Source organism: Acidovorax sp. LjRoot117 (assembly GCF_964252695.1).
GTDB lineage: Bacteria > Pseudomonadota > Gammaproteobacteria > Burkholderiales > Burkholderiaceae_C > Acidovorax.
Map to the genome: position 1 here is coordinate 88930 of NZ_CAXUPO020000001.1, position 25164 is coordinate 114093.

The 25164-nt window shown below is 63.2% G+C and carries 22 protein-coding genes and 3 pseudogenes; 19 read left to right on the forward strand and 6 right to left on the reverse strand.

The window, feature by feature from the left end:
- Positions 1 to 48: 48 nt before the first annotated feature.
- The 5 genes from truA to accD all read left to right on the forward strand — a co-directional run bounded on the left by truA (position 49) and on the right by accD (position 4774).
- The gene (gene truA, locus ACSQ3D_RS00420; protein WP_436125553.1) at positions 49 to 870 is read left to right on the forward strand and encodes a tRNA pseudouridine(38-40) synthase TruA; all 822 of its coding nucleotides are present in this window, start codon (positions 49 to 51) and stop codon (positions 868 to 870) included.
- Positions 867 to 1655, forward strand: coding sequence for a phosphoribosylanthranilate isomerase (locus ACSQ3D_RS00425; protein ID WP_396502832.1), 789 nt, complete (start codon positions 867 to 869; stop codon positions 1653 to 1655). The genes truA and ACSQ3D_RS00425 overlap by 4 nt, the downstream gene beginning before the upstream one ends.
- Positions 1633 to 2910 carry a tryptophan synthase subunit beta gene (gene trpB / locus ACSQ3D_RS00430; RefSeq protein WP_056420906.1) on the forward strand — a complete coding sequence of 426 codons (1278 nt, stop codon included), beginning with the start codon at positions 1633 to 1635 and terminating at the stop codon, positions 2908 to 2910. Before ACSQ3D_RS00425 ends, trpB begins: the two co-directional genes overlap by 23 nt.
- Positions 2907 to 3728: a tryptophan synthase subunit alpha gene (trpA, locus tag ACSQ3D_RS00435; RefSeq protein WP_056420905.1), complete on the forward strand. Its 822-nt coding sequence runs from the start codon at positions 2907 to 2909 to the stop codon at positions 3726 to 3728. Before trpB ends, trpA begins: the two co-directional genes overlap by 4 nt.
- 173 nt (positions 3729 to 3901) lie before the next feature.
- Positions 3902 to 4774, forward strand: coding sequence for an acetyl-CoA carboxylase, carboxyltransferase subunit beta (gene accD / locus ACSQ3D_RS00440; protein ID WP_056162197.1), 873 nt, complete (start codon positions 3902 to 3904; stop codon positions 4772 to 4774).
- 152 nt (positions 4775 to 4926) lie between these two features.
- Here the strand turns inward: accD and ACSQ3D_RS00445 are convergent, their stop codons facing one another.
- Positions 4927 to 5484, reverse strand: coding sequence for a YggT family protein (locus ACSQ3D_RS00445; protein ID WP_436125554.1), 558 nt, complete (start codon positions 5482 to 5484; stop codon positions 4927 to 4929).
- Positions 5485 to 5862: 378 nt separating this feature from the next.
- Between ACSQ3D_RS00445 and ACSQ3D_RS00450 the strand changes: the two genes are divergently transcribed.
- Complete coding sequence (locus ACSQ3D_RS00450; RefSeq protein ID WP_436125555.1) at positions 5863 to 6498, forward strand: LON peptidase substrate-binding domain-containing protein; 636 nt, start codon at positions 5863 to 5865, stop codon at positions 6496 to 6498.
- A 218-nt stretch (positions 6499 to 6716) separates the two neighbouring features.
- On the opposite strand, the pseudogene ACSQ3D_RS00455 reads toward ACSQ3D_RS00450, so the two are convergent.
- Positions 6717 to 7127: pseudogene (locus ACSQ3D_RS00455) on the reverse strand (transposase); the annotation flags it as partial.
- 110 nt (positions 7128 to 7237) lie between these two features.
- Between ACSQ3D_RS00455 and ACSQ3D_RS00460 the strand changes: the two are divergent.
- Positions 7238 to 8202 (forward strand): annotated as a pseudogene (locus ACSQ3D_RS00460) (IS481 family transposase); the annotation flags it as partial.
- On the opposite strand, the pseudogene ACSQ3D_RS00465 reads toward ACSQ3D_RS00460, so the two are convergent.
- Both ACSQ3D_RS00465 and ACSQ3D_RS00470 read right to left on the reverse strand, forming a co-directional pair.
- Positions 8186 to 8728, reverse strand: a pseudogene (locus ACSQ3D_RS00465) (IS5 family transposase); the annotation flags it as partial. The pseudogenes ACSQ3D_RS00460 and ACSQ3D_RS00465 sit on opposite strands and share 17 nt — an antisense overlap.
- Before the next feature lie 66 nt (positions 8729 to 8794).
- On the reverse strand, positions 8795 to 10627 hold the full coding sequence (locus tag ACSQ3D_RS00470; RefSeq protein ID WP_436125556.1) for a polysaccharide biosynthesis protein: 1833 nt from the start codon (positions 10625 to 10627) through the stop codon (positions 8795 to 8797).
- A 125-nt stretch (positions 10628 to 10752) separates the two neighbouring features.
- Here ACSQ3D_RS00470 and pseB point away from each other — a divergent pair, with 125 nt between their 5' ends.
- Genes pseB through pseI form a run of 12 tightly spaced genes read left to right on the forward strand, consistent with a single transcriptional unit; the run spans position 10753 to position 22121 of the window.
- On the forward strand, positions 10753 to 11769 hold the full coding sequence (gene pseB, locus ACSQ3D_RS00475) for a UDP-N-acetylglucosamine 4,6-dehydratase (inverting) (protein ID WP_396503072.1): 1017 nt from the start codon (positions 10753 to 10755) through the stop codon (positions 11767 to 11769).
- Positions 11770 to 11771: 2 nt separating this feature from the next.
- Positions 11772 to 12929 carry a UDP-4-amino-4,6-dideoxy-N-acetyl-beta-L-altrosamine transaminase gene (pseC, locus tag ACSQ3D_RS00480; protein ID WP_396503073.1) on the forward strand — a complete coding sequence of 386 codons (1158 nt, stop codon included), beginning with the start codon at positions 11772 to 11774 and terminating at the stop codon, positions 12927 to 12929.
- Entirely contained in the window at positions 12926 to 13849 is a 924-nt protein-coding gene (locus tag ACSQ3D_RS00485; RefSeq protein WP_436125557.1) for an aldo/keto reductase, read from the forward strand. Before pseC ends, ACSQ3D_RS00485 begins: the two co-directional genes overlap by 4 nt.
- On the forward strand, positions 13846 to 14619 hold the full coding sequence (locus tag ACSQ3D_RS00490; RefSeq protein WP_436125558.1) for a cytidylyltransferase domain-containing protein: 774 nt from the start codon (positions 13846 to 13848) through the stop codon (positions 14617 to 14619). The genes ACSQ3D_RS00485 and ACSQ3D_RS00490 overlap by 4 nt, the downstream gene beginning before the upstream one ends.
- A gap of 8 nt (positions 14620 to 14627) precedes the next feature.
- On the forward strand, positions 14628 to 15914 hold the full coding sequence (locus tag ACSQ3D_RS00495; RefSeq protein WP_436125559.1) for an aminotransferase class III-fold pyridoxal phosphate-dependent enzyme: 1287 nt from the start codon (positions 14628 to 14630) through the stop codon (positions 15912 to 15914).
- Positions 15914 to 16948, forward strand: coding sequence for a UDP-2,4-diacetamido-2,4,6-trideoxy-beta-L-altropyranose hydrolase (gene pseG / locus ACSQ3D_RS00500; RefSeq protein WP_436125560.1), 1035 nt, complete (start codon positions 15914 to 15916; stop codon positions 16946 to 16948). Before ACSQ3D_RS00495 ends, pseG begins: the two co-directional genes overlap by 1 nt.
- Positions 16945 to 17457 (forward strand): GNAT family N-acetyltransferase, encoded by a 513-nt coding sequence (locus ACSQ3D_RS00505; protein WP_396502841.1) that lies wholly within the window; start codon positions 16945 to 16947, stop codon positions 17455 to 17457. The genes pseG and ACSQ3D_RS00505 overlap by 4 nt, the downstream gene beginning before the upstream one ends.
- Positions 17454 to 18167 carry a WbqC family protein gene (locus ACSQ3D_RS00510; RefSeq protein ID WP_436125561.1) on the forward strand — a complete coding sequence of 238 codons (714 nt, stop codon included), beginning with the start codon at positions 17454 to 17456 and terminating at the stop codon, positions 18165 to 18167. Before ACSQ3D_RS00505 ends, ACSQ3D_RS00510 begins: the two co-directional genes overlap by 4 nt.
- Positions 18164 to 19042: a class I SAM-dependent methyltransferase gene (locus ACSQ3D_RS00515; RefSeq protein ID WP_436125562.1), complete on the forward strand. Its 879-nt coding sequence runs from the start codon at positions 18164 to 18166 to the stop codon at positions 19040 to 19042. The genes ACSQ3D_RS00510 and ACSQ3D_RS00515 overlap by 4 nt, the downstream gene beginning before the upstream one ends.
- A 28-nt stretch (positions 19043 to 19070) precedes the next feature.
- A complete protein-coding gene (locus ACSQ3D_RS00520; RefSeq protein WP_436125563.1) occupies positions 19071 to 20363 on the forward strand; it encodes an MBL fold metallo-hydrolase in 1293 nt (430 codons plus the stop codon).
- Positions 20364 to 20367: 4 nt separating this feature from the next.
- On the forward strand, positions 20368 to 21066 hold the full coding sequence (locus tag ACSQ3D_RS00525) for a class I SAM-dependent methyltransferase (protein WP_436125564.1): 699 nt from the start codon (positions 20368 to 20370) through the stop codon (positions 21064 to 21066).
- Between the two features lie 2 nt (positions 21067 to 21068).
- The gene (pseI, locus tag ACSQ3D_RS00530) at positions 21069 to 22121 is read left to right on the forward strand and encodes a pseudaminic acid synthase (protein ID WP_436126159.1); all 1053 of its coding nucleotides are present in this window, start codon (positions 21069 to 21071) and stop codon (positions 22119 to 22121) included.
- A gap of 30 nt (positions 22122 to 22151) precedes the next feature.
- Here the strand turns inward: pseI and ACSQ3D_RS00535 are convergent, their stop codons facing one another.
- Both ACSQ3D_RS00535 and asnB read right to left on the reverse strand, forming a co-directional pair.
- A complete protein-coding gene (locus ACSQ3D_RS00535) occupies positions 22152 to 23336 on the reverse strand; it encodes a UDP-glycosyltransferase (protein ID WP_436125565.1) in 1185 nt (394 codons plus the stop codon).
- A 38-nt stretch (positions 23337 to 23374) separates the two neighbouring features.
- Positions 23375 to 25162 carry an asparagine synthase (glutamine-hydrolyzing) gene (asnB, locus tag ACSQ3D_RS00540; protein ID WP_436125566.1) on the reverse strand — a complete coding sequence of 596 codons (1788 nt, stop codon included), beginning with the start codon at positions 25160 to 25162 and terminating at the stop codon, positions 23375 to 23377.
- Between the last annotated feature and the right edge of the window lie 2 nt (positions 25163 to 25164).

Below are 25164 nucleotides of genomic sequence, written 5' to 3' on the forward strand. Positions count from 1 at the left end.
GCGGCCGGGTTCCCTCACGGCGCGCTTCCCCCACACCCAGGCCGCCCCATGACGCGGGTGGCGCTGGGCGTCAGCTACAACGGCCAGGCTTACAGCGGCTGGCAAAGCCAGCTGTCTGGCAACACGATCCAGGACAAACTCGAAGCGGCCCTGGGCCGCTTTGCCACGCACCCGGTGAGCACGTTGTGCGCAGGCCGCACCGACGCCGGCGTGCACGGGCTGATGCAGGTCGTGCACTTCGACACCGAGCTCGACCGCACAGCATCGTCGTGGGTGCGCGGCACCAATACCTTTCTTCCGCCCGACATTGCGGTGCAGTGGGCGCAGCCGGTGCCCGACCGGTTTCACGCCCGCGGCAGCGCCGTGGCCCGGCGGTACGCCTACGTGCTGCTGCAGTCGCCGGTGCGCCCCAGCGTGGACGCGGGGCGCGTGGGCTGGGTGTACCACCCGCTCGACCACGACGCCATGCGGCAGGCGGCAGACCGGTTGCTGGGCGAGCACGACTTCACTTCGTTCCGCGCCTCGGCCTGCCAGGCCAAGTCGCCCGTCAAGACGCTGCAGCGCATCGACATCTCGCGCCGCGGGTTGGGCGAGCCCCACCCGGAACTGGGCTGGAGCTCCTGCTACTGGCGCTTCGAGTTCGAAGCCAACGCGTTTTTGCACCACATGATCCGCAACATCATGGGCTGCCTGGTCGCCATTGGCCAAGGCAACCAGCCTGCGGACTGGATCGGACAGGTGCTGGCAGCGCGCTCGCGCGACGCCGCCGCCCCGACGTTTTCGCCGGATGGGCTGTACTTCCAGGGCCCGCGCTACGACGCCGAGTGGGGCCTGCCCCAGCGCACGGCTGCGTATGATTGGCTGCCATGACGACACCGCCCTCGCCCCTCTCGCCGCAAGCCCACCCAGAGCCGGCGCAGCCCGCCGCCCGCACCCGCATCAAGATCTGCGGCCTGACGCGCGAGCAGGATGTGGATGCCGCGGTGGCTGCCGGGGCTGACGCGATCGGTTTCGTGCTGTATGCCCCCAGTCCGCGCGCGGTCACTCCGGAGCGTGCGGCCCAGTTGGCGCGGCGCCTGCCGCCCTTTGTGACGCCGGTGCTGCTGTTCGTCAACGAGACTGCTACCAATGTGATAGCTGCCAGCGCCCTGATAGCGGGCGCTACCATCCAGTTTCATGGCGACGAGACACCTGAGGACTGCCTGGCGGCCACCGGCCAGGGCGCGCGCCCCTACCTGCGGGCAGCGCGGATTCCCCTGGGTGACGGAGCGGCACGCTTCGACCTCGTAAAATACGCCCACGATTACTCTCACGCCCAAGCCATCCTGCTCGACGCCCATGTCGACGGGTACGGCGGCAGCGGCAAGGCATTCAATTGGTCACTCCTTCCACCAAGCGTCAGCTCTCACCTCGTTTTGTCTGGTGGACTCACGCCTGCAAACGTGACCGATGGCATTTTGCAAGTACGCCCGCGTTGCCACACGCTGGCGGTTGATGTCAGCTCCGGCGTCGAGGCCACGGACCCTAACAGCCCCGATGGCAAGCCCCTGAGGGGCATCAAGGACGCCGGAAAGATCCAACGGTTCATCGCCGCCGTGCGCGCGGCCGATGCCCAACTTGCAAAGAACCCTCATGAATTCCTATCAGCAACCTGATGCTTCAGGCCATTTCGGCTCCTACGGCGGCAGCTTCGTCAGCGAAACACTGACCCACGCCATCAAGGAACTGCGCGAGGCCTACGCCCGCTACCAGAACGACCCCGAGTTCCTTGCCGAATTCGCGTACGAGCTCAAGCACTTCGTGGGCCGCCCCTCGCCGGTGTACCACGCCGCCCGCACCAGCCGCGAGCTGGGCGGCGCGCAGATCTACCTCAAGCGCGAAGACCTCAACCACACCGGCGCCCACAAGATCAACAACGTGATCGGGCAGGCCATGCTCGCGCGCCGCATGGGCAAGCCCCGCGTGATCGCGGAGACCGGCGCGGGCCAGCACGGCGTGGCCACGGCCACCATCTGCGCGCGCTACGGCCTTGAATGCGTGGTCTACATGGGCAGCGAAGACGTCAAGCGCCAAAGCCCCAACGTCTTTCGCATGAAGCTGCTGGGCGCCACCGTGGTGCCGGTCGAGTCCGGCAGCAAGACGCTCAAGGACGCACTGAACGAAGCCATGCGCGACTGGGTGGCCAACGTGGACAACACGTTCTACATCATCGGCACCGTGGCAGGCCCGCACCCTTACCCGATGATGGTGCGCGACTTCCAGAGCGTGATCGGCAAGGAATCCATCGAGCAGATGCCCGCCATGCTGGCCGAGCAGAAGATCGCCGCCGAGCAGCCCGACGCCGTGATCGCCTGCGTGGGCGGCGGCAGCAACGCCATGGGCATCTTCCACCCCTACATCCCGTTCGACAAGACACGCCTGATCGGCGTGGAGGCGGCGGGCGAGGGCCTGGACAGCGGCAAGCACTCGGCATCGCTGCAGCGCGGCAGCTCGGGCGTGCTGCACGGCAACCGCACCTTCATCCTGCAGGATGCCAACGGCCAGATCACCGAGACCCACAGCATCAGCGCAGGCCTGGACTACCCCGGTGTGGGCCCGGAGCACGCCTGGTTGCAGGAGATCGGGCGCGCCGAATACGTGGGCATCACCGACCAGGAAGCGCTGTCCGCCTTCCACCACCTGTGCCGCACCGAAGGCATCATCCCGGCGCTGGAATCGAGCCATGCCTTCGCCTACGCCCTCAAGCTCGCGCCCACCATGCGGCCCGACCAGGCCATCCTGGTCAACCTCTCGGGCCGGGGCGACAAGGACATCGGCACCGTGGCCGACCTGTCGGGTGAAGATTTCTACGACCGCCCCTCCATGCGCGGCCTGACCGTCAAGGGCGGCCCCGGAGACTCCAAGCCATGAGCCGCATAGACACCACTTTCGAACAGCTGAAAGCCCAGGGCCGCAAGGCGCTGATCCCGTACGTCACCGCAGGCTTCCCGTTTGCCGACATCACGCCCGCCCTCATGCACGGCATGGTGGAGGCTGGTGCCGATGTGATCGAGCTGGGCGTGCCCTTCTCCGACCCCATGGCCGACGGCCCCGTGATCCAGAAGGCCGGCGAAAAGGCGCTGGGCCTGGGTGTGGGCATGGTGCAGGTGCTCGACCACGTGCGGGAGTTTCGCAAGCGCAACACCACCACGCCCGTGGTGCTGATGGGCTACGCCAACCCGGTGGAACGCTACGACCAGGTGCACAGCCAGGCGGGCGGAGAGAGCGCCTTCGTGCGCGATGCCGCCGAAGCCGGCGTGGACGGCGTGCTCATCGTCGACTACCCGCCCGAGGAATGCGAAGCCTTCGCGGCCGACCTGCGTGCCCACGGCATGGACCTGATCTTCCTGCTGGCCCCCACCAGCACGGACGAGCGCATGGCCCAGGTGGCGCGCGTGGCGAGCGGCTATGTGTACTACGTGTCGCTCAAAGGCGTCACGGGCTCCGGTGCGCTTGATACCGCGGCCGTGGAGCAGATGCTGCCCCGCATCCGCGAGCATGTGCACATCCCTGTCGGCGTGGGTTTCGGCATCCGCGACGCGGCCACGGCCCAGGCCATCGGCAAGGTGGCGGACGCGGTGGTCATCGGCAGCCGCATCATCCAGCTGATCGAAGACCAGGAGCACGCCAAGGTGGTGCCGCTGACCATCGACTTCCTGCGCGGCATCCGCAAGGCGCTAGACGCGTAAAATAAAGAGCATCCCCCTGAGCGGCTTTGCCGCTTCCCCCTTCTCTCGCGCTTTGCGCGGGAAGGGGGACGCTCCCAGCGCGGCGGGGCGGCCCTTGCGCGGGAGCCCTGGCCTTTAGGCCGCGCCAGTTTCAAGGCCGTGCCGCCACTGGCCCATTCACACAGAGGAAAACCATGTCCTGGCTCGAAAAACTTCTGCCCTCCAAGATCCAGCAAACCGACCCCACCGAGCGCCGCCAGGTGCCCGAGGGCCTCTGGATCAAGTGCCCGAGCTGCGAGACGGTGCTCTACAAGTCCGACCTGGAACAAAACCAGAACGTCTGCCCCCACTGCAGCCACCACCACCGCATCGGCGCCCGCCCGCGGCTGAACTCATTCCTGGACGCCGAAGGCCGCTACGAGATCGGCCAGGAAGTGCTGCCCGTGGACGCCCTCAAGTTCAAGGACAGCCGCAAGTACCCCGAGCGCCTGAAAGAAGCCCTGGAGAACACCGGCGAGACCGATGCCCTCATCGTCATCGGTGGCGCGGTCAAGAGCATCAACGTGGTGGTCGCCTGCTTCGAGTTCGACTTCATGGGCGGCTCCATGGGCTCCGTGGTCGGCGAGCGCTTCGTGCGCGGCGTGGAAACTGCCATCGAGCAGAAGGTGCCCTTCATCTGCTTTACCGCCACCGGCGGTGCCCGCATGCAGGAAGGCCTGCTGTCGCTGATGCAGATGGCCAAGACCAATGCAGCCCTCACCCGCTTGGCCAAGAAGGGCCTGCCCTACATCAGCGTGCTGACCGACCCGACCATGGGCGGCGTGAGCGCCGGCTTCGCCTTCGTGGGCGACATCGTGATCGCCGAGCCCAAGGCGCTGATCGGCTTTGCCGGCCCCCGCGTGATCGAATCCACCGTGCGCGTGACCCTGCCCGAGGGCTTCCAGCGCGCCGAATTCCTGCAGACCAAGGGCGCCGTCGATTTCATCTGCGACCGCCGCGAACTGCGCAACACGGTGGCGAGCAGCCTGGCCATGCTGCAGCGACTGCCGGCCGACGCTGTCATGTGATGCTGATGTGATGATGCCGGCGACGGCGTGATGCACGGCTGCGCCGTCGATTCGCAGCACCAGCAAGATCACTATATTTTTAATAGCAAAAAGGCCTCACCGGACAAGCGGTAGAGGCCTTTTTTATGGGTATTTTGTTGTCCAGCGAATGGTCACCGCATGACGCTGGCCTGCAGATGGCCCAGTACGATCATCACCACCTGCAGCAGCACCAGCACGGCCAGCGGCGACAGATCGATGCCGCCCACCAGGGGGATGATGCGGCGAAACGGCCGCAGCACCGGCTCGCACAGCTGGGCGATGACATCCGACAGCGGCGAGCGCGCCTGCACCCACGACATCACCGCGTAGACGATCAACAGGCCGATCAGCCCCGACACCGCCACACGGGCCAGCCCGAACAGCGCGAGCCACGGCAGCCAGGCCCACGCAGACGCAGCCCCGACGGCGCCCAGCAGCAGTGCGAGCAGGAAATATTGCGTGAGCTGCAGCAGCACCGCGGCCACCAGGCTCGACACATCCAGGCGCCCCACCGGCGGGATCACCTTGCGCAGCGGCAGGATGAGCCAGTCCGTGAGGGCAAAGATCAGCCCTCCCACCGGGTTGGCAAACGGAATGCGCTGCCATTGCATGTACAGCCGCAAGAGGCACGCCCCCGTGAGCAGGCCACCGACGACGTCGAGCAGAAAAGAGGCGATCTGGTAGAGCATGGATGAGACAAAAACGGGTGGGCGGCGCCGAAAGAACGCCGTGTCATGGGATGATAGCGACGTAGGGTGTTCCCCCATCAGTTTCAAGGATCGTCCGGCGCTGCGTCCCGGTCAGCCAGGGCTGCCCCCGTACCGGCCCAGGCGGCACGAACGGCCCGGACTTGGCACCAGGGGCCGGGCACCCAGGCGACGCGCAATGCGAAGGTATCCAGGCCTGTTCCCGGGCGCAAGCCAGTGCCTGCCCTTGCCAGGGTGCCAGCGCTTACGCTGCCAGGCATCCGCGAAGGCCCGCGGGCCCCAGGGCCCGGAACGGTCTGCGCCGACCTCGGGCGTTTTTGAAACCGACATGAACATGCTGCACTTCGTCATCTCCGATTCATGACCCAGCCTCTCACACTGTCCTCCCTGCCCCTTTTTCCGCTCGGCTCCGTGCTCTTTCCGGGCGGTGTGCTGGCCTTGCGCGTGTTCGAGGTGCGCTACCTCGACATGGTCCGCAAATGCCAACAGGCGGGCGCACCCTTCGGCGTGGTGGCGCTCACCCAGGGACGGGAGGTGCGGCAGGCCGGCGCACCCGACGAGCAGTTCAGCGACGTCGGCACGCTGGCCGTCATCGAGCAGATCGACACCCCGCAGCCGGGGCTGATCACGCTGGTGTGCCGCGGCAGCCAGCGGTTTCGCATCACGCAGCGCAGCCTGTTGCCGCACGGCCTGTGGATCGCCGATGTCGACCACCTCGACCAGGACATGGCTGTGTCCATTCCGCCCGATTTGCACAAAGCCTCGACCGCCCTGGCCCAGGTGCTGCACACCCTGCAGCAGCGCGACCCCGACGCGCCCACGTCCATCGTCCCCACGGCAGCGCAACTCGACGATTGCGGCTGGGTGGCCAACCGCTGGTGCGAACTGCTGCCGGTGCCCCTGGAGCTCAAGCAGCGATTGATGGAGCTGGACAACCCGCTGGTCCGGCTGGAGCTGGTCGGCGATGTGCTGGCGAAGACAGGGATTGCACAGTAGGCATAGAAATCACTGCACGTTAGGGAACCTCTGCACGAATCTCTTTCGCCCGTGCCACTACGGTGTCTGAGCTAAAAACTGGCCCCCTTTTATCGAATGGTGCGCTTGGCGTCTCCTTCTCGCACTATGCGGGGGGGCCATTTGTCCCCGGTCTTGGGGCATTACGCGCCCAGCACGCGCACCTGTCCCATGCAGGCGAGCAGCTTGTGCCTTGCCATCTACAGGTTAGAGAGCGCAAACAGCGTGACGATCTGTGTGGTGTTCTTCTTGAGCCCCCGGTAGCGCACTTTCACATACCCAAACCGTTGCTTGAGCACGCGGAACGGGTGCTCCACCTTGGCCGGGATGCTGGCCTTGGTGCGCTCCAGTTGGTCGAGCAGCACGTCAAAGGGCGTGTCTTTGTCCAACTCCCGCCGCAATCCTGGATGCATGGCTACGTGCCAGCGCACTGTTGGCTTGGCATCAGGCTGTTTGTGCACGCCTTGGTAGCCCGCATCTCCAAATGCGTCTGTCTCATGCCCTTGCAATAGGCTGTTGGCTTCGATCACGTCACCCAAGTTGCCGCTGGTGCCTCGCACCGTGTGCACCAGGCCCGAGTCCGCATCCACGCCAATGTGGGCTTTCATACCTGTCACATCCCGGATGATTGCATCGATCCAAAACGCTATCCACTCTTCATGGCCCGAGCTGTTTTGAAGGAGTTGATAGAGTCCTTGCAATCCACCCGGGGAGTGAAGCCATGTTGATTGCCCTGCACAAGAACGCTCGCACCACGCCTGCCGTGCGTGCCGAGATTGCGGCCAGCAACGAGACTGCCAGCGTCCTGGCCCAGCGCTTTGGGATCACTGAGCAGACGGTCTACAAGTGGAAGAAGCGCCATGTCTTTGCAGACCGCTCGCACACGGCCCATCGCCTGCAGACGGTGCTCACGCCTGCGCAAGAGACCGTGGTGGTGCACCTTCGGCGTACCCTGCTGCTGCCCCTGGATGACCTGCTGGCGGTCACGCGAGAGTTCTTGAGCCCCGATGTCTCACGCTCAGGTTTGGACAGGTGCCTGCGCCGCCATGGAGTGGGCAACCTCAACGCCCTCAAGCCCCACCAGCCTGCGGTAGCCACAAGGCCTTCAAGAGCTACGAGCCAGGCTACGTGCACATGGACGTGAAGTACCTGCCCCAGATGCAGGACGAGAGCAGCAGGCGCTATCTGTTCGTGGCCATCGACCGGGCCACGCGATGGGTGTTCGTGCAACTCAAGGCCAACAAGACAGCGGCGAGTGCACAGGCCTTCCTCAAGGCATTGCACAAGGCCTGCCCGATCAGGATCAACAAGCTGCTGACCGACAACGGCAAGGAGTTCACGGACCGCCTGTTTGCCAGCAAGGAGCGCGAACCCAGCGGCAACCATGAGTTCGACCAACTGTGCCAGGAGCTGGGCATAGAGCACCGGCTGACCAGGCCCAGGACCCCGAGAACCAACGGCATGGTGGAGCGGTTCAATGGCCGCATAGCGGACGTCCTGAAGACCCACCGATTCAACAGCCGTGAGGACATGGAGCAGACCTTGCAGCGCTATGTGGCCTTGTACAACCACCAGTTGCCACAGCCAGCGCTCAAGAGTAGTACGCCAATGCAGGCCATGAAAGAGTGGTACCAAGAGCACCCGGATCTGTTTCACAAGCGGCCATATGATCGTCCGGGATGTGACACATACCGAAGTACCACTGGTTGCCCTTCTTGCTTTGGTGCATCTCGGGGTCGCGCTCTCCGCTTTGGTTCTTGGTGGAAGTGGGCGCAGCAATCAGCGTGGCATCTACCACCATGCCAACTTTGAGCTGCAACCCTTTAGCTTGCAGCAGGGCATTGGCGGTGGCCAGGATCTGATCGGCCAGCTTGTGGCGTTCCAGAAGGTGTCTAAACCGCAGGATGCTCGACTCGCTGGGGATGTGCTCGTCCCAGTGCGACAGGCCCGCAAAGTCCCGAAAGGCTGGCACGTCGTGAAGCGCTTCTTCCATCGCCGGGTGGCTCAGCTTGAACCATTTCTGCATGAAGTGGATGCGCAGCAGGGTCTGCACTGCAAAGGGCTGCGGACCCCGCCGTCCAGCTTCGGGCGCGTACGGCTCTATGAGCGAGACCAGTTCAGTCCAGGGCACCACCAGTTCCATGGCGTCCAGGAACTCGCCCTTGCGGGTGCGCTTGACTATGTTGCTCAGGCCCAGGCTGCTTTGCTTCATGCTCGTATTGTCTGGGCTTCAGCACTCCACGCAATCGCATCGCTTGGGCATTCGTGCAGAGATTCCTTAGCGTGGCATGTATTCCGGAACGTGGGCCTGTAACCATGTCCGAAGCGCAGACGCTGACGGTTCGACCCCAAGTGCAGCGATGCTCTGACGCAGTGCCTCTGGGTCAATGCTGCCTGAGACATCGATCTTGGCTACATGCAGCTTGGCGTGCGACGTAGGTTCAGTCGTCTCACCATTGGCGAGGAGTTCCTCGTATAACTTCTCACCAGGTCGCAAGCCGGTGAAAACGATAGGTATTTCATGCTCGGTCTTACCAGACAAACGGATCATGATCTTTGCCAATTCCAAAATTTTGACGGGTTCTCCCATTTCCAATACAAATATTTGCTCTGACTGCCCCATCAGACCAGCCTGCAGAACCAGTTGCGCAGCCTCAGGAATCGTCATGAAATAGCGAACGATGTCCGGATGAGTCACTGTGAGCGGGCCGCCGCTTGCAATTTGCTCAGTAAACAGAGGAACCACCGAACCACTAGAGCCCAAAACATTCCCGAATCGCACCGCAACAAAGCGCGTACCACGGTATTCCAAAGCCAACGCCTGCATCACCTGCTCGGCGAGCCTCTTGCTTGCACCCATGACATTTGTAGGATTGACTGCCTTGTCAGTAGATATCAGCACAAAACGCGAGGCTCCAACCAAGCCCGCGACTCGAGCAGCGTTCAGCGTTCCCAAGACGTTGGTATGCAACGCTTCGATCTCGTTGCCTGACTCCATGAGAGGAACATGCTTATAAGCAGCCGCATGAAACACCACCGTTGGCCGATGAAGCCGCGCGATGGCGTGCAGACGGTCAATCTCTCGCACGTTGGCTGTGTAGTAAACGCCCTGCATCTGCGGGTGCGCGTCGCGCAACTCTTGTTCCAAGCGGTACACAGAGAACTCTGAAATATCAACACAAATGAGACGTGCGACGCCGAACCTGGCAATTTGGCGGCACAATTCTGAACCGATGGAGCCACCAGCTCCGGTAACTAGCACGGTTCGACCAGACAACAGATTTGCCAAGCCCTCCACATCAAGCGCTACGGCATCCCGACCAAGCAGGTCCTCCAGGTCTATGCGACGCGGCCCAGCTGACGGGCGCATCCACTCGTCAGGACGGGGCAGTGCCAGCAGGGTAAGGCCGACGCCATTAGAGTGAAGCAACGCATCCCGCCTAGACTGCGAACCAGGAGGGCATGCCATGAGCGCCGTGCTTACCCCAGCAGCACTAGCTACACGGGCAATGTTCTCAGGCGCCCCAAGCACTGTCACGTTCTGTATTGAACGCCCCATTTCAGCCGCCACCGGCGACAGTATGCCAACCGGAACCCAATGACCAAGAACACCCAGGGTACGCAATGCGTTTGAAGACTCTTGCAATGAACCCACGATGAGGAGTGGAGTGCCCTGTAACGCCAAAGTGCGCTGACGCTCAGCCAGTGTGCGCCATCCTGCGCGCAGGGCTCCGAGCAATGTCAATGCAAATACAGGGTGCATAACAAGCACTGAACGAGGCACTGCAGAGTAGCGTAGCATCACAATTGCGGCAACCATGAAAAGAGCACCTAACAGCACACCTGCACCAAGCTGACGCAGTTCTGGCAATCCGGTGAACCGCCATACCTGCCGGTATACACGGCGCAACGCTAAACCACAAAAAAAACACACTGCAGCAATTGCCGATGTACGCCAGACAAGAGGAAGCACTTCCGACGGAATGTCGAAGTTGTAGCGCAGCAGAAATGCGATCCAACAAGCAGCCATCACGACAGCGGCGTCAGCGCCTATCTGCACTGAGCTCTGACTGCCGAGAAACCGGGTAAAACGTGATTGCTTCGACTGCACAGGGGATATCAAGAAATGAGAAATCTAGAGGCGGGCGTCAAGCTCTATCGACCGAATGACGTAAGCTATTGTCTGGCAAACTGCGTCCAGTTCCAGACGAATTCGAAATAGGCCTTTTTCAAAGTATGTTTAGCGGAAAATCTATCCTGATCACAGGAGGTACCGGATCCTTCGGTAAGCAATATGTCAAGACTTTGTTGCAGACCAGCAAGCCAGCGCGCATCGTTGTGTTTTCTCGCGACGAATTGAAGCAGTACGAGATGGCACAGCACTTTACTGATGAGTGCATGCGCTATTTTATTGGCGACGTACGTGACTATGATCGCCTTGCGCAGGCAATGAAGGGTATCGACTACGTGATCCATGCAGCGGCTCTCAAGCAGGTACCTGCCGCCGAGTACAACCCGATGGAGTGCATCAAGACAAACATTCATGGCGCTGAGAACGTCATTCGTGCGGCCATCTCGAACAACGTCGAGAAGGTCATCGCCCTATCCACCGACAAGGCAGCAAATCCAATCAACCTGTACGGAGCCACTAAGCTCGTTTCGGACAAGCTCTTCGTAGCGGCTAACAATCTGGTGGGCAGCGGGCGCTCAAGCTTCGCGGTGGTTCGCTACGGGAACGTAGTCGGCTCACGAGGCTCCGTCGTACCATTTTTTCAGAAACTTCTGGCTGAAGGTGCGGACAGCCTACCCATCACTGACCGCCGAATGACCCGTTTTTGGATCAGCCTACAGCAGGGCGTCGATTTTGTGCTTGACAAATTCGTCCGAATGCAGGGCGGTGAGATTTTTGTACCCAAAATTCCTTCAATCCGCATGGTTGATCTCGCGGATGCCATGGCTCCCGGTATCGTGCAGCGCGAAATCGGCATTCGCCCTGGCGAGAAGCTCCACGAGATCATGTGCCCTGCCGATGATTCGCATCTAACATTGGAGTTCGCAAGCCACTACGTCATACGCCCCACAATTAAGTTCTATGGCGAGACGCTCGACTACGTCACTGACGCCGACGGAGCAACGGGAGTGCCGGTCGCACAGGGTTTCGAGTACCACTCCGGCAACAACACGCATTTTCTATCCATCCCCGAAATCCGCGCCTTCAACGCGCAGGCGATGGAAAGCTGCGTAGGGCTGTGAGCATGATCCCCTATGGCCGCCAGGACATCAGCTGCGAGGACATTGAAGCGGTGGTGCGCGTGCTCCGTTCGGACTACCTGACACAGGGCCCCGAAATCGAAGGTTTCGAGCGTGAAATCGCCGCGTTCTGCAGCGCTCCCCACGCCATCGCTGTCAACAGCGCCACCTCCGCACTGCACATGGCTTGCGCATCGCTCGGCGTCGGGCCAGGCGACGTAGTCTGGACCAGCCCGAACAGCTTTACCGCCTCGGCGAACTGTGCCCGCTACTGCGGGGCCAATGTAGACTTCGTTGACATCGGAGTTGATCTCAATATGGACCCCGCTGCCCTCGCGGCGCGACTCGCGGGCGCTCAAATGGCGGGAAGGCTCCCGAAAGTCGTTATTCCCGTCGACTTCGCTGGCCGGTCTTGTCGCATGCGCGAGATTCGGAAGCTAGCCGACGAGTATGGCTTCGCAATCGTCGAGGACGCTTCGCACGCTATCGGCGGCATGCTCGAGGGCAAGCCGGTGGGTGGGCATGGGCTGGCCGACATTACAGTCTTCAGCTTCCACCCGGTCAAGATCATCACCAGCGGCGAAGGAGGCATAGCGGTGACGCACAACGCAGAACTGGCGCGGCGTATGCACATCTTCCGCACGCATGGCATCACACGCGATCCTGCGGAGATGACGCATCCACCTGACGGTCCTTGGTACTACCAGCAGATCGGCCTAGGCTTCAACTATCGCATCACCGACCTGCAAGCCGCATTGGGCCGCAGCCAGTTGCGCCGCATCGCCAGCTTCGTAGACCGCCGCCATGAAGTCCGCCACGCCTACGATACAGCCCTCGCAGCAAGCGGGCTCGGCCTGCCTCCACCGGACGTAGAGTGCCGCTCGGCATTGCATCTTTACCCCGTCCGCGTTCCGGTCTCTCTCGCCGGAGGACGTGATGCCGTGTTCGCGCGCTTGCGCGCGGCGGGCGTTGGCGTCAATGTTCACTACATCCCCATCCACACACAGCCTTATTACCAAGCGCTCGGCTTCCGTTGGGGCGACTTCCCTCGCGCCGAGGCTTACTACCGTGAGGCTATCTCGCTGCCGATGTACGCAGCGATAACACAGGAGCAATTGGACACAGTAATCGAGACCGTCCTGGCGGCGGTAGCGCAGCAATGACCTCCACCAAGGCCCAGCGCGTGGCGCTGGGAACAGCACAAATCGGGCTTGATTACGGGATCACCAACGCTGGCGGCCGGCTGCGCGATGCCGCCGCGTACGAGGTACTAAGGGAAGCAGCCGCGCATGGCTGGACGATTGTGGACACTGCCGGCGGCTATGGCGACAGCGAGGAACGCCTCGGCGCCCTGCTGCGTGATCAGGCGGGAATGCCTTGGGAAATCATCACCAAGACTCCTGCCGCCCGCAAGGAAATTTTCGGCGAAGCCGACCTTGCACCTTTTCAAACCGCGTGGGCACTTTCGCGGTCGCGGCTTGGCATATCGTCTAGTCAGCCCCATGCGCTTCTCGTCCACCATGCCGACGACCTGCTTGTGCCTGGTGGGGAACGCCTTCACGACTGGCTGCTTTCGCTGCGTGAAGAAGGCGCGGTCACGCGCGTTGGAGTTTCAGTTTACGACGAAGCGCAGGTTGATTCGCTCTTCTCGCGCTATGGTGGACGGGAGCGCCCTTTCGACATAGTACAGTTGCCCGCTAGCATCGCAGACCAGCGACTTGTTCGCGGCCCCGCGGCGGAAGCAATGCGCCACATGGGCGTCGAAGTGCATGCGCGGTCCCTCTTCCTTCAAGGCCTACTCCTCGCAGCGCCGGAATTCGCAGAAGACCGCTTCCCCGGTCGCGGCAAATGGGTTCGCCGGATGCATGCCTGGGCCGCCAGCTACGGCTTGACCCCCGTGCAGGCGTGCATCAGTTTCTTCCGTTCCAACCCCTCGCTGGGCGTGGCCGTCATCGGCGTAACCAGCGCGTTGGAGTTGCGGCAGATCGCACAGGCGTTAGTCGTAGCACCCGTTCTTGACTGGAGCGAATGGGCCGACCAAAATCCTTGCTGGTTGGACCCGCGCCGCTGGGGCAAGCCATGAGCAACACACATGTCCTCGCAATCCTGCAGGCACGTATGAGCTCCAGTCGATTACCTGGAAAGGTGCTCCTGCGCACATGCGGCAAGCCGCTGCTCGCACACCAGATTGAGCGCGTTGGGCGCTGTAAAGCTGTTTCCCGCCTCGTGGTGGCCACAAGCACAGACAGCAGTGACGACGCTATCGAAGAACTCTGCCGGACACTCGGCGTGGCGGTGCACCGCGGCAGCCTGGACGACGTGCTAAACCGCTTCTCTGGTGCTGCGCGGTCGTTCTCGCCCGAATGGATCGTCCGGCTAACCGGCGACTGTCCTTTAACAGACCCCGCACTGATCGATCGCGTAGTTCGCACAGCAGTCGAGGGCGGGTTCGATTACGTCTCGAGTGCGCTGAACCCGACTTTCCCGGATGGCTTGGATGCGGAGTGTTTACGCTACTCTGTGCTGGCCGTCGCAGAGGCCGAGGCCCGCCTGCCGAGCGAACGCGAGCATGTTACCGCTTTCGTCTACAGCCGGCCGAAGCGCTTCCACTTGGGCGAGGTACGCAACGCTGTCGACCTGTCGGCCCTGCGCTGGACAGTCGATGAGCCTCGTGATTTTGTTTTCGTTTCTCAGGTGTTCGAGCGCCTCTATCCATTCAATCCGTGTTTTTCGATGGATGATGTCCTGCAATTGCTGGACAATGAGCCGAGGCTAGCCACGCTCAACGGTGGGATCCTGCGCAACGAGGGCTATCACAAATCCCTGCGAGGTGACTGCGCGGCGGACCTATAGGACACTAAATGAAGCTCTTCAATAAATCGCAGGAAATGCTCGCTCGCGCGGAAAAGGTTATCCCACTCGGCGCGCAGACCTTCAGTAAAAGCCGAACGCAGTACCCATACGGCGTATCGCCCTATTTCATCAGCCACGGCAAGGGAAGCCGCATATGGGATGTAGACGGCAATGAGTACACCGACTACATCAACGCACTAGCCTCCGTCACCTTGGGTTACTGCGACCCTGATGTCACCGCGGCCGTCGAGGTCCAGTTGCGCAAGGGCACGATCTTCACGCTCAGCACGGAAATCGAGATCGAGGTCGCCGAGCGCATCGTGCACATGGTTCCCTGCGCCGAGAAGGTGCGTTTCGGCAAGAATGGCTCCGATGCTACTGCCGGCGCGGTGCGAGTTGCCCGCGCCTTCACGGGTCGCGAGCACATCGCGGTGTGCGGCTATCACGGCTGGCAAGACTGGTACATCGGCTCTACCACGCGCAATCTTGGTGTGCCGCAGGCCGTGCGAGGACTCACTCACAGTTGGACATACAACGATGCATCTTCCCTAGAAGCCGTCTTCATGGCCCATCCGGGAGCAATTGCCGCCGTGGTGATGGAACCGATGAATATCAGCGAGCCGAAGTTTGGTTTTCTGGAGGAGGTGCAAGCGCTGTGCCGCAAGCACGGCGCGCTGCTGGTGTTTGACGAGACGATCACCGGTTTCCGCTACGCCCCCGGAGGCGCGCAAGAAATGCTAGGCATCACGCCCGACCTCGCCTGCTTCGGCAAGGGCCTCGCCAACGGCTACCCCCTCGCCGCTGTTGCCGGCCGTGCCGACGTGATGAAATTGATGGAAGAGGTATTCTTCTCGTTCACCTTCGGCGGCGAGACCCTCTCGCTTGCAGCTTCGGGGGCTACGCTCGACAAAGTCGCGAGCCAAGACGTGACAGGGCACCTCGCAAAGCTAGGCACCGAGCTGATGATTGGAGTACAGGGTCTAATTGACAAGCACGACATGCAAGAGCTAATGACTTCGACGGGGCACCCCAGTTGGTCTTTCCTTGTCCTCAAAGACGTTCCCGGCTGTTCTTCCTTCCACAGCAAGACACTGTTCATGCAGGAAATGTTCCAGCGGGGCATCCTCGCCTATGGGACGCACAACCTTACGTTCGCCCACACTCAAGAGGACATAGCGCGCCTTTTGGTAGTTTACGACGAGGTCTTTCCCATCATGCGTGCTGGCGCGCTTGAAGGGCGCATGGCCGGTTTGCTTCGCTGCAACCCGCTCGAGCCACTTTTCAAGATCCGATGATGCGACGGATCGCGTTTCGCGTCGACGCGTCCCCGGTTGCCGGGCAAGGGCACCTCAGCCGTTGCCTAGCCTTGGCATCGCGTCTTCACGCGCGCGACACGCAATGCCATTTCGTCGGCACGCACGCGTTAGCCCCCTGGGTAGCAGACATAGAGACGGCCGGTCACCGAGTCAGCCTTATCCGTGAAGACCTGGCGGCCAGCGAAGACGCCGTCGAAACAATAAGGGTGCTCGAAGGCCCGGCTGACTGGCTCGTCGTTGACCACTACGGCCTGGACGCATGCTGGCATAAAGCAGTCCGCCCCTCGGCCCCGCGCCTTCTTGTCATCGACGACCTTGCTAACAGACCGCTCGCTGCTGATGCGGTGCTAGACCCATCCCCTTGTGCAGACATGCAGGCATATCGCAAGCTCGCGCCAGCCGCAAAACTACTCCTCGGCCCAAGCTGGTGCCTACTGCGAAAGGAATTCGCCGAAGCGAGGCGACGCGCTCCGCACAAAGAGACACCGGACTTTAGCCCACGCATCCATCTCGCACTGGGTGGAACGGACTATGCCAATGCCACCGTTCCCTTAGCCCGAGGCCTGTTGGAATGGTTCGAAGGAGTGCGCATCATGGCGGTTCTTGGCCATGAGGGCCCGCAAGCGGCTGCGCTCCGGGAACTCGCCACCACTTCCAACGGACGCCTGAAACTGGTTGTGGCTACGCGAGAAGTGGCAGCCACCATGGCAGTTTGCAACTGCGCCGTGGGAGCCCCCGGTGGCACACTTTGGGAACGCTTTTGTATGGGCTTACCGACGGCATGCGTGAGTACGGCGCCTACCCAGCGCCCGGTGATTGAACGCCTGGCGCACGCGGGTTGGCTACTGGATCTAGGAGAAGCTAGTGATTTCGGCAAAGGTACGCGCGAAGCACTCGCGCGCTGGCTGAGTAGCCCCGCCGCGCTGTACGCCCAGCGAGAACGACTGGTGGAGGCGGTGGATGGCCTAGGCGCGGACCGACTGGTTGACTGGCTGGTGGAGCGTGCGCGATGAGTGGCATAGTCACCGGCGTTTGTTTCGTTCCATGGTCTGACGCAAACGATGGCGCAACCGTGCGCTGGCTAAACGATCCGGCTATCCGTGCGAGCTTCGGCATCACTGGCAGTGTCACGTTGGAAAGTCATCGTCAATGGCGTCGCCAGCACACAAGCCTAGCCGCCTGGGCTATAGAGGCGGACTCGATCCACTGTGGCAATTTTCTGCTCGACATTAATCCGCGCCACGCGAGCGCTTACTTGCAGATATACATCGGCGAGACCTACTTGCAGGGTCGTGGCATTGGACGACAGGCCGTGGCGCTGGGTTTGGTGAAAGCATTCGGAACTCTTGCGATGAACCGCGTCTGGCTTCACACGCGACAGGACAACCCGCGCGCACGCCACCTCTACGAAAGCTTGGGTTTCCGCTACGAGGGAACTGAGCGTGAATCCATCCGAGATGGCGACCGCTTCCTCAACCAGGATCGATGGGCACTCCTGCGCGCGGACTGGCGGAGTCCATGAACGTTGCGATCATGCAGCCCACCTACATGCCGTGGGCGGGCTACCTGCGGCTCATCGCGCGCGCCGGCCGCTTCGTGTACCTAGACGACGCGCAGTACGAGCGCGGCACCTGGCACCAGCGCAACCGCGTCCTGCTGGACGGGCAACAGCAATGGCTCACCGTGCCCGTGCGCCGCCAGCGGCTGGGCGAGTCGTTGCTGGCGGTGCAGGTGGACGACGCCGCGCACTGGCGACGCAAGCATCTCGCCCTCGTCACAAATGCATACCGCAGGCACCCGCACGCGGGAGAGGCGCTTGAGCTCATGCGCCGGGCCGCGGACAGCACCGGCATCACCTCGCTCGCCCTTCTGAACATCGCGCTCATCGAGCATTGCTGCAAGGCGCTGGGCCTGGCCACCGAGCGCCTGCGCGCCAGCGAACTGGGCGTAGGTGGAGCGCGCACCCGGCGCGTGCTGGACCTCTGCGCACATCTGGGCGCCACCACCTACATTTCCCCGCCCGGTGCACGCGGCTACCTGGAAGCCGACGGTTTCCGAGACCAGGACGCGATCAAACTAGAATTCGACGAGTTCCACGCCCCCGCTTATCCGCAGGAGGGCGTCTCCGGCTTCGTGAGCCACCTTTCCGTACTCGACGTCGTCGCCAACATCGGCTGGCAGGGCCTTGCGCGGTACATTGCCGAGCCGGACAACGCGAGCCTTGACCCATGAACCACCCGCTGAAAAAAAATCCCCGCTACGGTTTTCTGCAGATCGACCCGACGCCTTCGCCCGAGGAAATCTCGCGCTATTACGCACAGGAGTTCTACGCGGCTAGCTACCAGGGCCTGAACGACTCCGGCCTGCAGGCGATCGACCGCGACCGCGACTTCTACGAAGGCCACTATGACGACCTACTTGAGACCATCGTGGAGCTCTCCGGCCAGCCTTCCGTAGGCCTGAAGCTGCTGGACGTGGGCTGCGGCTGGTGCCAGGCGCTCGCGCGCTGGCAGTCGCGCGGCGTCGTGGGCCACGGCTTCGACCCCGCGCCGGAAGCCATCGCGCACGGCGCGAAGGCCGGCCTCATGGTGAAGCAGGCCGGCATGGACCGCATGGATGTCTTCGGCGAGCGCTTCGATGCCGTCACCCTGCTCAACGTGCTGGAACACCTAGCCGATCCCGAAGCCGTCGTGTGCGAGATCCGCGAGAAGGTCATCCGCCCGGGAGGCGTGCTCGTCATCGACGTGCCCAACGAATTCAACACATTCCAGACCGCCGGCCAGGTGGTGCACGGCCTGCCCGAATGGTGGGTCGCGCCGCCCGCCCACCTCAACTACTTTAGCGGCACCACGCTCACCGCGCTGCTGGAAGGCAACGGCTTCTCCGTGCGCGTGCTTGAGGCTTCCTTCCCGCTGGAGATGTTCCTCCTAATGGGCGACCGCTACGTGGGCGACGCCGAGCTGGGCCGAGCCTGCCACCTCAAGCGTGTGGCGTTCGAAGCGATCCTGCGGGCCCAGGGCAAGACGAAGGAAATGCGCGACTACTACCGCGCGCTGGCGGGGCTGAACCTTGGCCGCCAGGTGGTCGCCTTCGCGGTGGCGCAGTAATCCGGAACAACCAGGGGACGCGGCGCGCATGGAACTCTTCAACTTCGGCGGCGCGACGGCCATCCTTGAGCACCGCGGCGTGCGGCTGCTGATGGACCCGTGGCTGGACGACGGCATCTTCCACGGCTCATGGGTGCATTTCCCGCCGCTCGGCGCGCACGTCGAGGATGTCGGCCGGCTCGATTACATCTACATCTCGCACATCCACGAGGACCACTGCTCGCTCGGCACGCTGGAAAAATTGGACCGCAACGCGACCGTGCTGGTGATGGGCCGCAAGCCCAACTTCGTCGTCGATTTCCTCGTCCGCAACAAACTGGGCTTCAAGGACATCCGTATCATCCCGCCGCGCTCGCCAGTGTTGCTGCGGCCCGGTCTCGTAGCCGATATGGTCGAGCCCGACCCTTCCGACGCGATGGCCAGCGCGATCGACTCCGCACTCGTGCTGCGCTGGGACGGCCACGTGATCTTCAACGCCAACGACTGCCAACCCCACCCGGCGATGATCGAGTACGTGCGTTCCACCTACGGCCGGCCCGACCTCGCCATGCTCCCATACTCCGGCGGCTCGGGCTACCCATCGTGCTACATCAACCTCACCGATGAAGAAAAGTGCGCCGAGCGCGACCGCATCCGCGAGATGCGCAGCGGTGCCTTCATCGACACGGTGAAGGCCCTTGACCCGAAACGCGTGATACCTTTTGCCGACCAGTACGCGATAGCCGGCTCGCGTGCCGCTCTCAATGAATACGTGGCTCACCCGGCGACACCAGCGGCCATGCGCGCGCCCATGGCCCGCGCCGGGCTTGCCGACCGTCTGCTGCTTGTCAACTCCGGCCAGCGCTTCGACCTGGAGACCGGCCGCCACAGCCCCGAAGCGCCCTACCGCGACTACAGCGACGAGGAGCGCCAGGCTTGGCTGGACGGCATTAACGCGAACCACCGCTACGACCACGAGAAGTTCGAGTTCGCCTCGGGCGTGCCGCTTGAGCGCCTCGTGCGCCAGGCGCGCGGCCGCCTCTGGGGCTATCAGGAAGCCAATCACGTTCATCCTGAGTGGATGCTCGTGCTCGACTCCCCGGAGATGGCACAGGTCTTTCTGCTCCCGCTCGGAAGTGCCGAAGTGGCTGCCATGCCGCGTGAGAATGCCGTCGAGGGCCCGTTCCTGCGCATCCGCGCGCCCCGCACGCTGATGATCATGATGCTGCTCGGCCACGTTTCGTGGAACATCGCCGACGCCGCTCTTTTTCTGGACTACGAGCGCGTGCCGAACCGCTACGATCCCGTCGTCTACTTCCTGCTGAACCTCCTACGGGTGTAACCGCATGACTTCCGCCGTACCGCAGACCAGCGTCTTCCTCGACAAGGAAGGCGACGCCTGGTTCGAGCGCAACCGTGGCGCCTACGAGGCGCGCGAGAATCATTTCGAATGCGACCTCCTCGTCTCCGAGCTGGCGCCCTTTCGCGAATCGATCAACGATATTCTCGAGATCGGCTGCGGCGACGGCCACAAGACCGACTGGCTCGCCCGCTTCTTCGACGCGCGGGCCGCGGGCCTCGATCCCTCTGGCAAGGCCATCGCGCACGGCCGCGAGCGCTTTGGCGCCTCGGGCCGAGTCGACCTGCGCACCGGCACCGCCGACAAGCTCCCCTGGGCAAACGCGAGCTTCGATGTCGTGTACTTCGGCTTCTGCCTCTACTTGGTCGGCCGTACCGAGCTGCTGTCCGCCGTCGCCGAAGCCGACCGCGTCCTGAGGCTGGGCGGCTTCCTTGTGATCCTCGATTTCGACCCGCATCTGCCCCACCGGCGGGAATACCACCACCGGCCAGGCCTGTTCTCCTACAAGCAGGACTACTCCACCCTCTTCACAGGCTCGGCGGGCTACCACCTGTTCGCCAAGCGAAGCTTCTCGCACGCGGGCCAGCATTTTGCGACCGACCCGTCCGAGCGCGTCGCGATGTCCTTCCTCTATAAGGAAAAGGACACATACCCGCTCGCCGCGACACCGAAGGAGGCCCCATGAGCATGCAAGCTTTCGAGATCGCCGGGCGCAAGGTCGGCGCCGGCCACGCGCCCTTCATGATTGCAGAGATGTCTGGCAACCACAATCATTCGCTGGACCGCGCGCTTGCCATCGTCGATGCCGCTGCAGCGAGCGGCGCGCATGGCCTGAAGATCCAGACCTACACCGCCGACACGATGACGCTGCCGCTGTCCACCGGCGAGTTCTTCGTTTCCGATCCCGCGAACCTCTGGACGGGCCGCACGCTCTATGAACTGTACCAAGAAGCCCACACGCCCTGGGAATGGCACGAGGCCATCTTCGAGCGCTGCCGATACCACGGCATGGCCGGTTTCTCCACACCGTTCGACGCCACCGCGGTCGACTTCCTCGAGAGCCTAGACGTCCCCTGCTACAAGATCTCGTCCTTCGAAAACACGGACCTGCCGCTGGTGCGAAAGGTTGCAGCCACCTGCAAGCCGCTCATCATCTCCACTGGCATGGCCACGGCCGCCGAGCTCGATGAAACCGTGCGGGCCGCGCGCGGCGCCGGCGCGAAGCACATCGTGCTGCTCAAGTGTACGAGCACCTATCCCGCCACGCCGGACAACACTCATGTGCGCACCATCCCGCACATGCGCGAGCTCTTCGGCTGCGAGGTCGGCCTGTCGGACCACACGATGGGCGTGGGCGCCGCCGTGGCCAGTGTCGCGCTCGGCGCCACCGTGGTCGAGAAGCACTTCACGCTCGCACGCGCCGACGGCGGCGTGGATTCCACGTTCTCGCTGGAGCCGCACGAGTTCCGCTCGCTCGTCGACGAAACGGAACGCGCGTGGCGCAGTCTGGGCGGCGTGCAGTACGGTCCCACGGAAGCGGAACTGAAGTCGCTGCGCTACCGACGCTCGCTCTACGTCGTGGAAGACATCGCAGCCGGCGAGGCCTTCACCGAACGTAATGTGCGCGCCATCCGGCCGGGCCTTGGCCTACCCTCGAAGTACTTGGGCGTGGTCCTGCAGCACAAGGCGCGCGGATATCTGAAGAAAGGCACCGCCGTCTCCTGGGACATCCTCGCCTGAAGTGCGCGGCCGCCCGAAGGGACGCCGCGCTCAGCACCCGGCGAGCGCGATGATTTCCTGTGCAATCCGCGGGCTGGCGGGCCCCGGCTGCATCCGCGCGGAAGGGGCGCCCGGCGCCGAATCGGCCGCCTCGTCAAGGCAGGCCTCGAGCGTCGCGAGGTTCGGCACGCCGCGGCTGATGCCCAGCTTCTCGTAGCTCATCACGCCGTTGGAGCCGGACGATTCCAGCGAGAGCACCGCGGCGCCCGCGCTGGCCGCCTCAACGCCCACCGTGGAGCCGGTGACGAGCACCGTGTGCGCGGCGAGGATCTGCGGATGCAGCGGGTCGCTCAGCGGGCGGGAAAGGTACACGCGTTTCTGGGGCGGCTGCGCCGCGAAATGGTGCGCCTCGTTAGGGTGGTAGCGCACGATGGCAGCGACGTCCTCGCGACGCGCGACCCAGCGGCGCAACACGGCTTCTGTCGCCTCTCCGAACGCGGTGCCCGGGGCGACCGCACCGCCCTCGCTCGGCAGGCGTTCGATGATGCCGGCCCAAAGGAAAATTTTGAGACCTTCCCACCCCAGCGAGCGCCGCAGTTCCTGCGCGGCGCGGCGCTGCGCCGGGTCGAAAAGGCTGTCGAACCCCGGGTTGCCCGTCACCACGATGCGCGAGGCGTCCATGCCGGCCGCGACGAGGTTGTCGCGCACCTGTGGCAACATGGCTGTGACCCGGTCCGCGTGGCGCGGGCGCAGGAGGTACGCGTCGCCCGCCATCGCGAAGAGGTCGATCATCGACACCGTCGGAATACCCGCTTCCATCGCGGCATCGAGCGCCGCCTGCTCACTGCGCGGCGAGTTCGTCGCAACTACAACGTCGGGGGTGAGCTCGCGGATGATGCGCCGGAAGAAATGGATCGGGTAGAAACTGTAGCGGCCCTCGCGCGCGTAGAGCGCGCGGGCACCGTCGGCCCCGTGCTGCTGCGTGAGATCCCAGTAGTTGACACCGATGTACGCCGCAGTCTCGAAGGGGTCCACCGCCGGATGTACATTGCCTTGGGCGAGCCGACCGCCCCACTCCTGCGCGAAACCCGTGTCGGCTAGGTGCACTAGGTCCAAGAACCCGAGCGGCTTCTCGCCGACGGCCTCGGCGGCCGAACGCGCTGTCGTCAGCGCGAGCAGGTCGATGTGGATGCCGGGCTTCGCGGCGCGTAGCGCGCGGATGACGGGCAGCATCATGGCGATGTGCCCGCCACCGTAGGTGACGCAGAGAACCCTCACGCGCCCCGGCTCCACAGCGCCATCGCGGCCAGCGCGCGCAGCTCGCGCGTGAAGTTCGCGCTGCCGTCACGGTGCCTCTCCAGCATGGAGGCGACCACCGCGGGCTCGAACCACTCGCGCAGCAGTTCGCTCTCCTGCAGCGCGTCCTTGATCCACGGGTAACTTTCGCCGCGGAACCAGTCGCCGATGGGCACAGTGAACATCTGCTTCTTGCGGTAAGCGAGGTCCTGCCCGATGAGCGGCGCGGCCGCCTTCTTATACCAGTGTTTCTTGTCGCCGGTGGCAGGGTCAAGCTTGGTGGCGCCGCGCGAGCGGAACGCGAACTCCATCATGCGCCAGTCGAGGAACGGCGTGCGCGCCTCGATCGACACTGCCATGCCCATGCGGTCGGGCTTCACGAGGTTGTTGCCCGAGAGGAGCAGCTGCATGTCGAGGTACAGCGCCTGGTTCACGCGGTCGAAGTGAGCCGCCTCGTCGAACCAGGGCTTCGCGGCCGCGGTGAAGCTGTCGATGCCGCCCAGCCGCTCGCGCAGCGCGGGGCGGTAGAGCGCGTTCTTCGCCGCCGGAGTGAAGAGCGAGATCGAGTCGAAGTAACTCCTCTGAAACGCTTCACTGGACAGTGAGGCCACTTCCGGCCGCGCGAAAAACTGGGCGTACTTGTCGTAGCCGGCGAAGAGCTCGTCGCCGCCGTCGCCGGTGAGCACGACCTTCACGTGTTTCGCCGCGAGCTCGCTCACGCTCAGCGTGGGCATGAACGAGGCGTCGCCGTGAGGCTGGTCGAGGTGGTGCAGCACCTTCGGCCAGCGGTCCAGCATGTTGAGCTCGGCGATCTCGTTCATATGGTCGCAGCCGAAGCGGCGCGCCGCTTCGGCTGCGAACGCCGATTCGTCGTAACGCGGGTCGGCGAAGCCGATGCAGAACGTCTTCACCGGCCGATCCACGTGCCGGGCCATGAGGCCAACGATGGTGCTGGAATCGACGCCGCCGGAGAGGAAGGCGCCCCACGGCACGTCGGCGCGCAAGCGGATGCGCGTCGCGTCTTCCAGAATGGACACGAACTCCTCGGACCAATCACCAAATTCATGATCCTCCTCGCACTGTTCTGCAAGACTCCACCAACGGTGCACCTGCGCCCCTAATGAGCGGGTGAACTTCATCCACGTGCCGGGCATCACGTGCTTCACGCCAGCGTAGACTGTCCAAGGCGCGGGGATGTAGTTGAAGGTGAGGTAGTGATGGATCGCCTCGGGGTCAATGGGAAAGGAGGCGCGCGCCTTCACTGGCCAGAACGCCTTGATCTCCGATCCGAAGAGCACGCGACTGCCGTCGTCGGCCACATACAGCGGTTTGACACCGATGCGGTCGCGCACGAGGTAGAGGGCATCCTGACGGGCATCATCGATAGCAATGGCGAACATGCCATTCAGTTTGCGTAGCCCTTCGATACCTTCGCGCTCATACAGCCGCAGGATGACTTCTGTGTCGGAGTGTGTGCGCAGTTCCACGCCTTCGCGCTGCAGGTCCGCAGCGAGTTCAATGTAGTTGAAAATTTCACCGTTCTGGACAACGGCGATCTTGCCGTCATGGCTAACGAAGGGCTGGCGCCCGCCCCCAATGTCAATGATGGAAAGGCGCGTGTTGCCAATGCCTACGCCACGCTCCGGCTGGTGCCATAAGCCGTTGTCGTCAGGCCCTCGATGGGCGAGACATGCCGACATCGCCGTTAGCTTGTCATCGCCGATCGCTCGCTGCGCCCGATCCCAATAACCGAAAATTCCACACATCT

Coding starts and splice junctions, on each gene's coding strand:
- truA (WP_436125553.1), top strand. CDS start 49: ATGACGCGGGTGGCGCTGGGCGTCAGCTACAACGGCCAGGCTTACAGC.
- ACSQ3D_RS00425 (WP_396502832.1), top strand. CDS start 867: ATGACGACACCGCCCTCGCCCCTCTCGCCGCAAGCCCACCCAGAGCCG.
- trpB (WP_056420906.1), top strand. CDS start 1,633: ATGAATTCCTATCAGCAACCTGATGCTTCAGGCCATTTCGGCTCCTAC.
- trpA (WP_056420905.1), top strand. CDS start 2,907: ATGAGCCGCATAGACACCACTTTCGAACAGCTGAAAGCCCAGGGCCGC.
- accD (WP_056162197.1), top strand. CDS start 3,902: ATGTCCTGGCTCGAAAAACTTCTGCCCTCCAAGATCCAGCAAACCGAC.
- ACSQ3D_RS00445 (WP_436125554.1), bottom strand. CDS start 5,484: ATGCTCTACCAGATCGCCTCTTTTCTGCTCGACGTCGTCGGTGGCCTG.
- ACSQ3D_RS00450 (WP_436125555.1), top strand. CDS start 5,863: ATGACCCAGCCTCTCACACTGTCCTCCCTGCCCCTTTTTCCGCTCGGC.
- pseB (WP_396503072.1), top strand. CDS start 10,753: ATGTTTAGCGGAAAATCTATCCTGATCACAGGAGGTACCGGATCCTTC.
- pseC (WP_396503073.1), top strand. CDS start 11,772: ATGATCCCCTATGGCCGCCAGGACATCAGCTGCGAGGACATTGAAGCG.
- ACSQ3D_RS00485 (WP_436125557.1), top strand. CDS start 12,926: ATGACCTCCACCAAGGCCCAGCGCGTGGCGCTGGGAACAGCACAAATC.
- ACSQ3D_RS00490 (WP_436125558.1), top strand. CDS start 13,846: ATGAGCAACACACATGTCCTCGCAATCCTGCAGGCACGTATGAGCTCC.
- ACSQ3D_RS00495 (WP_436125559.1), top strand. CDS start 14,628: ATGAAGCTCTTCAATAAATCGCAGGAAATGCTCGCTCGCGCGGAAAAG.
- pseG (WP_436125560.1), top strand. CDS start 15,914: ATGCGACGGATCGCGTTTCGCGTCGACGCGTCCCCGGTTGCCGGGCAA.
- ACSQ3D_RS00505 (WP_396502841.1), top strand. CDS start 16,945: ATGAGTGGCATAGTCACCGGCGTTTGTTTCGTTCCATGGTCTGACGCA.
- ACSQ3D_RS00510 (WP_436125561.1), top strand. CDS start 17,454: ATGAACGTTGCGATCATGCAGCCCACCTACATGCCGTGGGCGGGCTAC.
- ACSQ3D_RS00515 (WP_436125562.1), top strand. CDS start 18,164: ATGAACCACCCGCTGAAAAAAAATCCCCGCTACGGTTTTCTGCAGATC.
- ACSQ3D_RS00520 (WP_436125563.1), top strand. CDS start 19,071: ATGGAACTCTTCAACTTCGGCGGCGCGACGGCCATCCTTGAGCACCGC.
- ACSQ3D_RS00525 (WP_436125564.1), top strand. CDS start 20,368: ATGACTTCCGCCGTACCGCAGACCAGCGTCTTCCTCGACAAGGAAGGC.
- pseI (WP_436126159.1), top strand. CDS start 21,069: ATGCAAGCTTTCGAGATCGCCGGGCGCAAGGTCGGCGCCGGCCACGCG.
- ACSQ3D_RS00535 (WP_436125565.1), bottom strand. CDS start 23,336: ATGATGCTGCCCGTCATCCGCGCGCTACGCGCCGCGAAGCCCGGCATC.
- asnB (WP_436125566.1), bottom strand. CDS start 25,162: ATGTGTGGAATTTTCGGTTATTGGGATCGGGCGCAGCGAGCGATCGGC.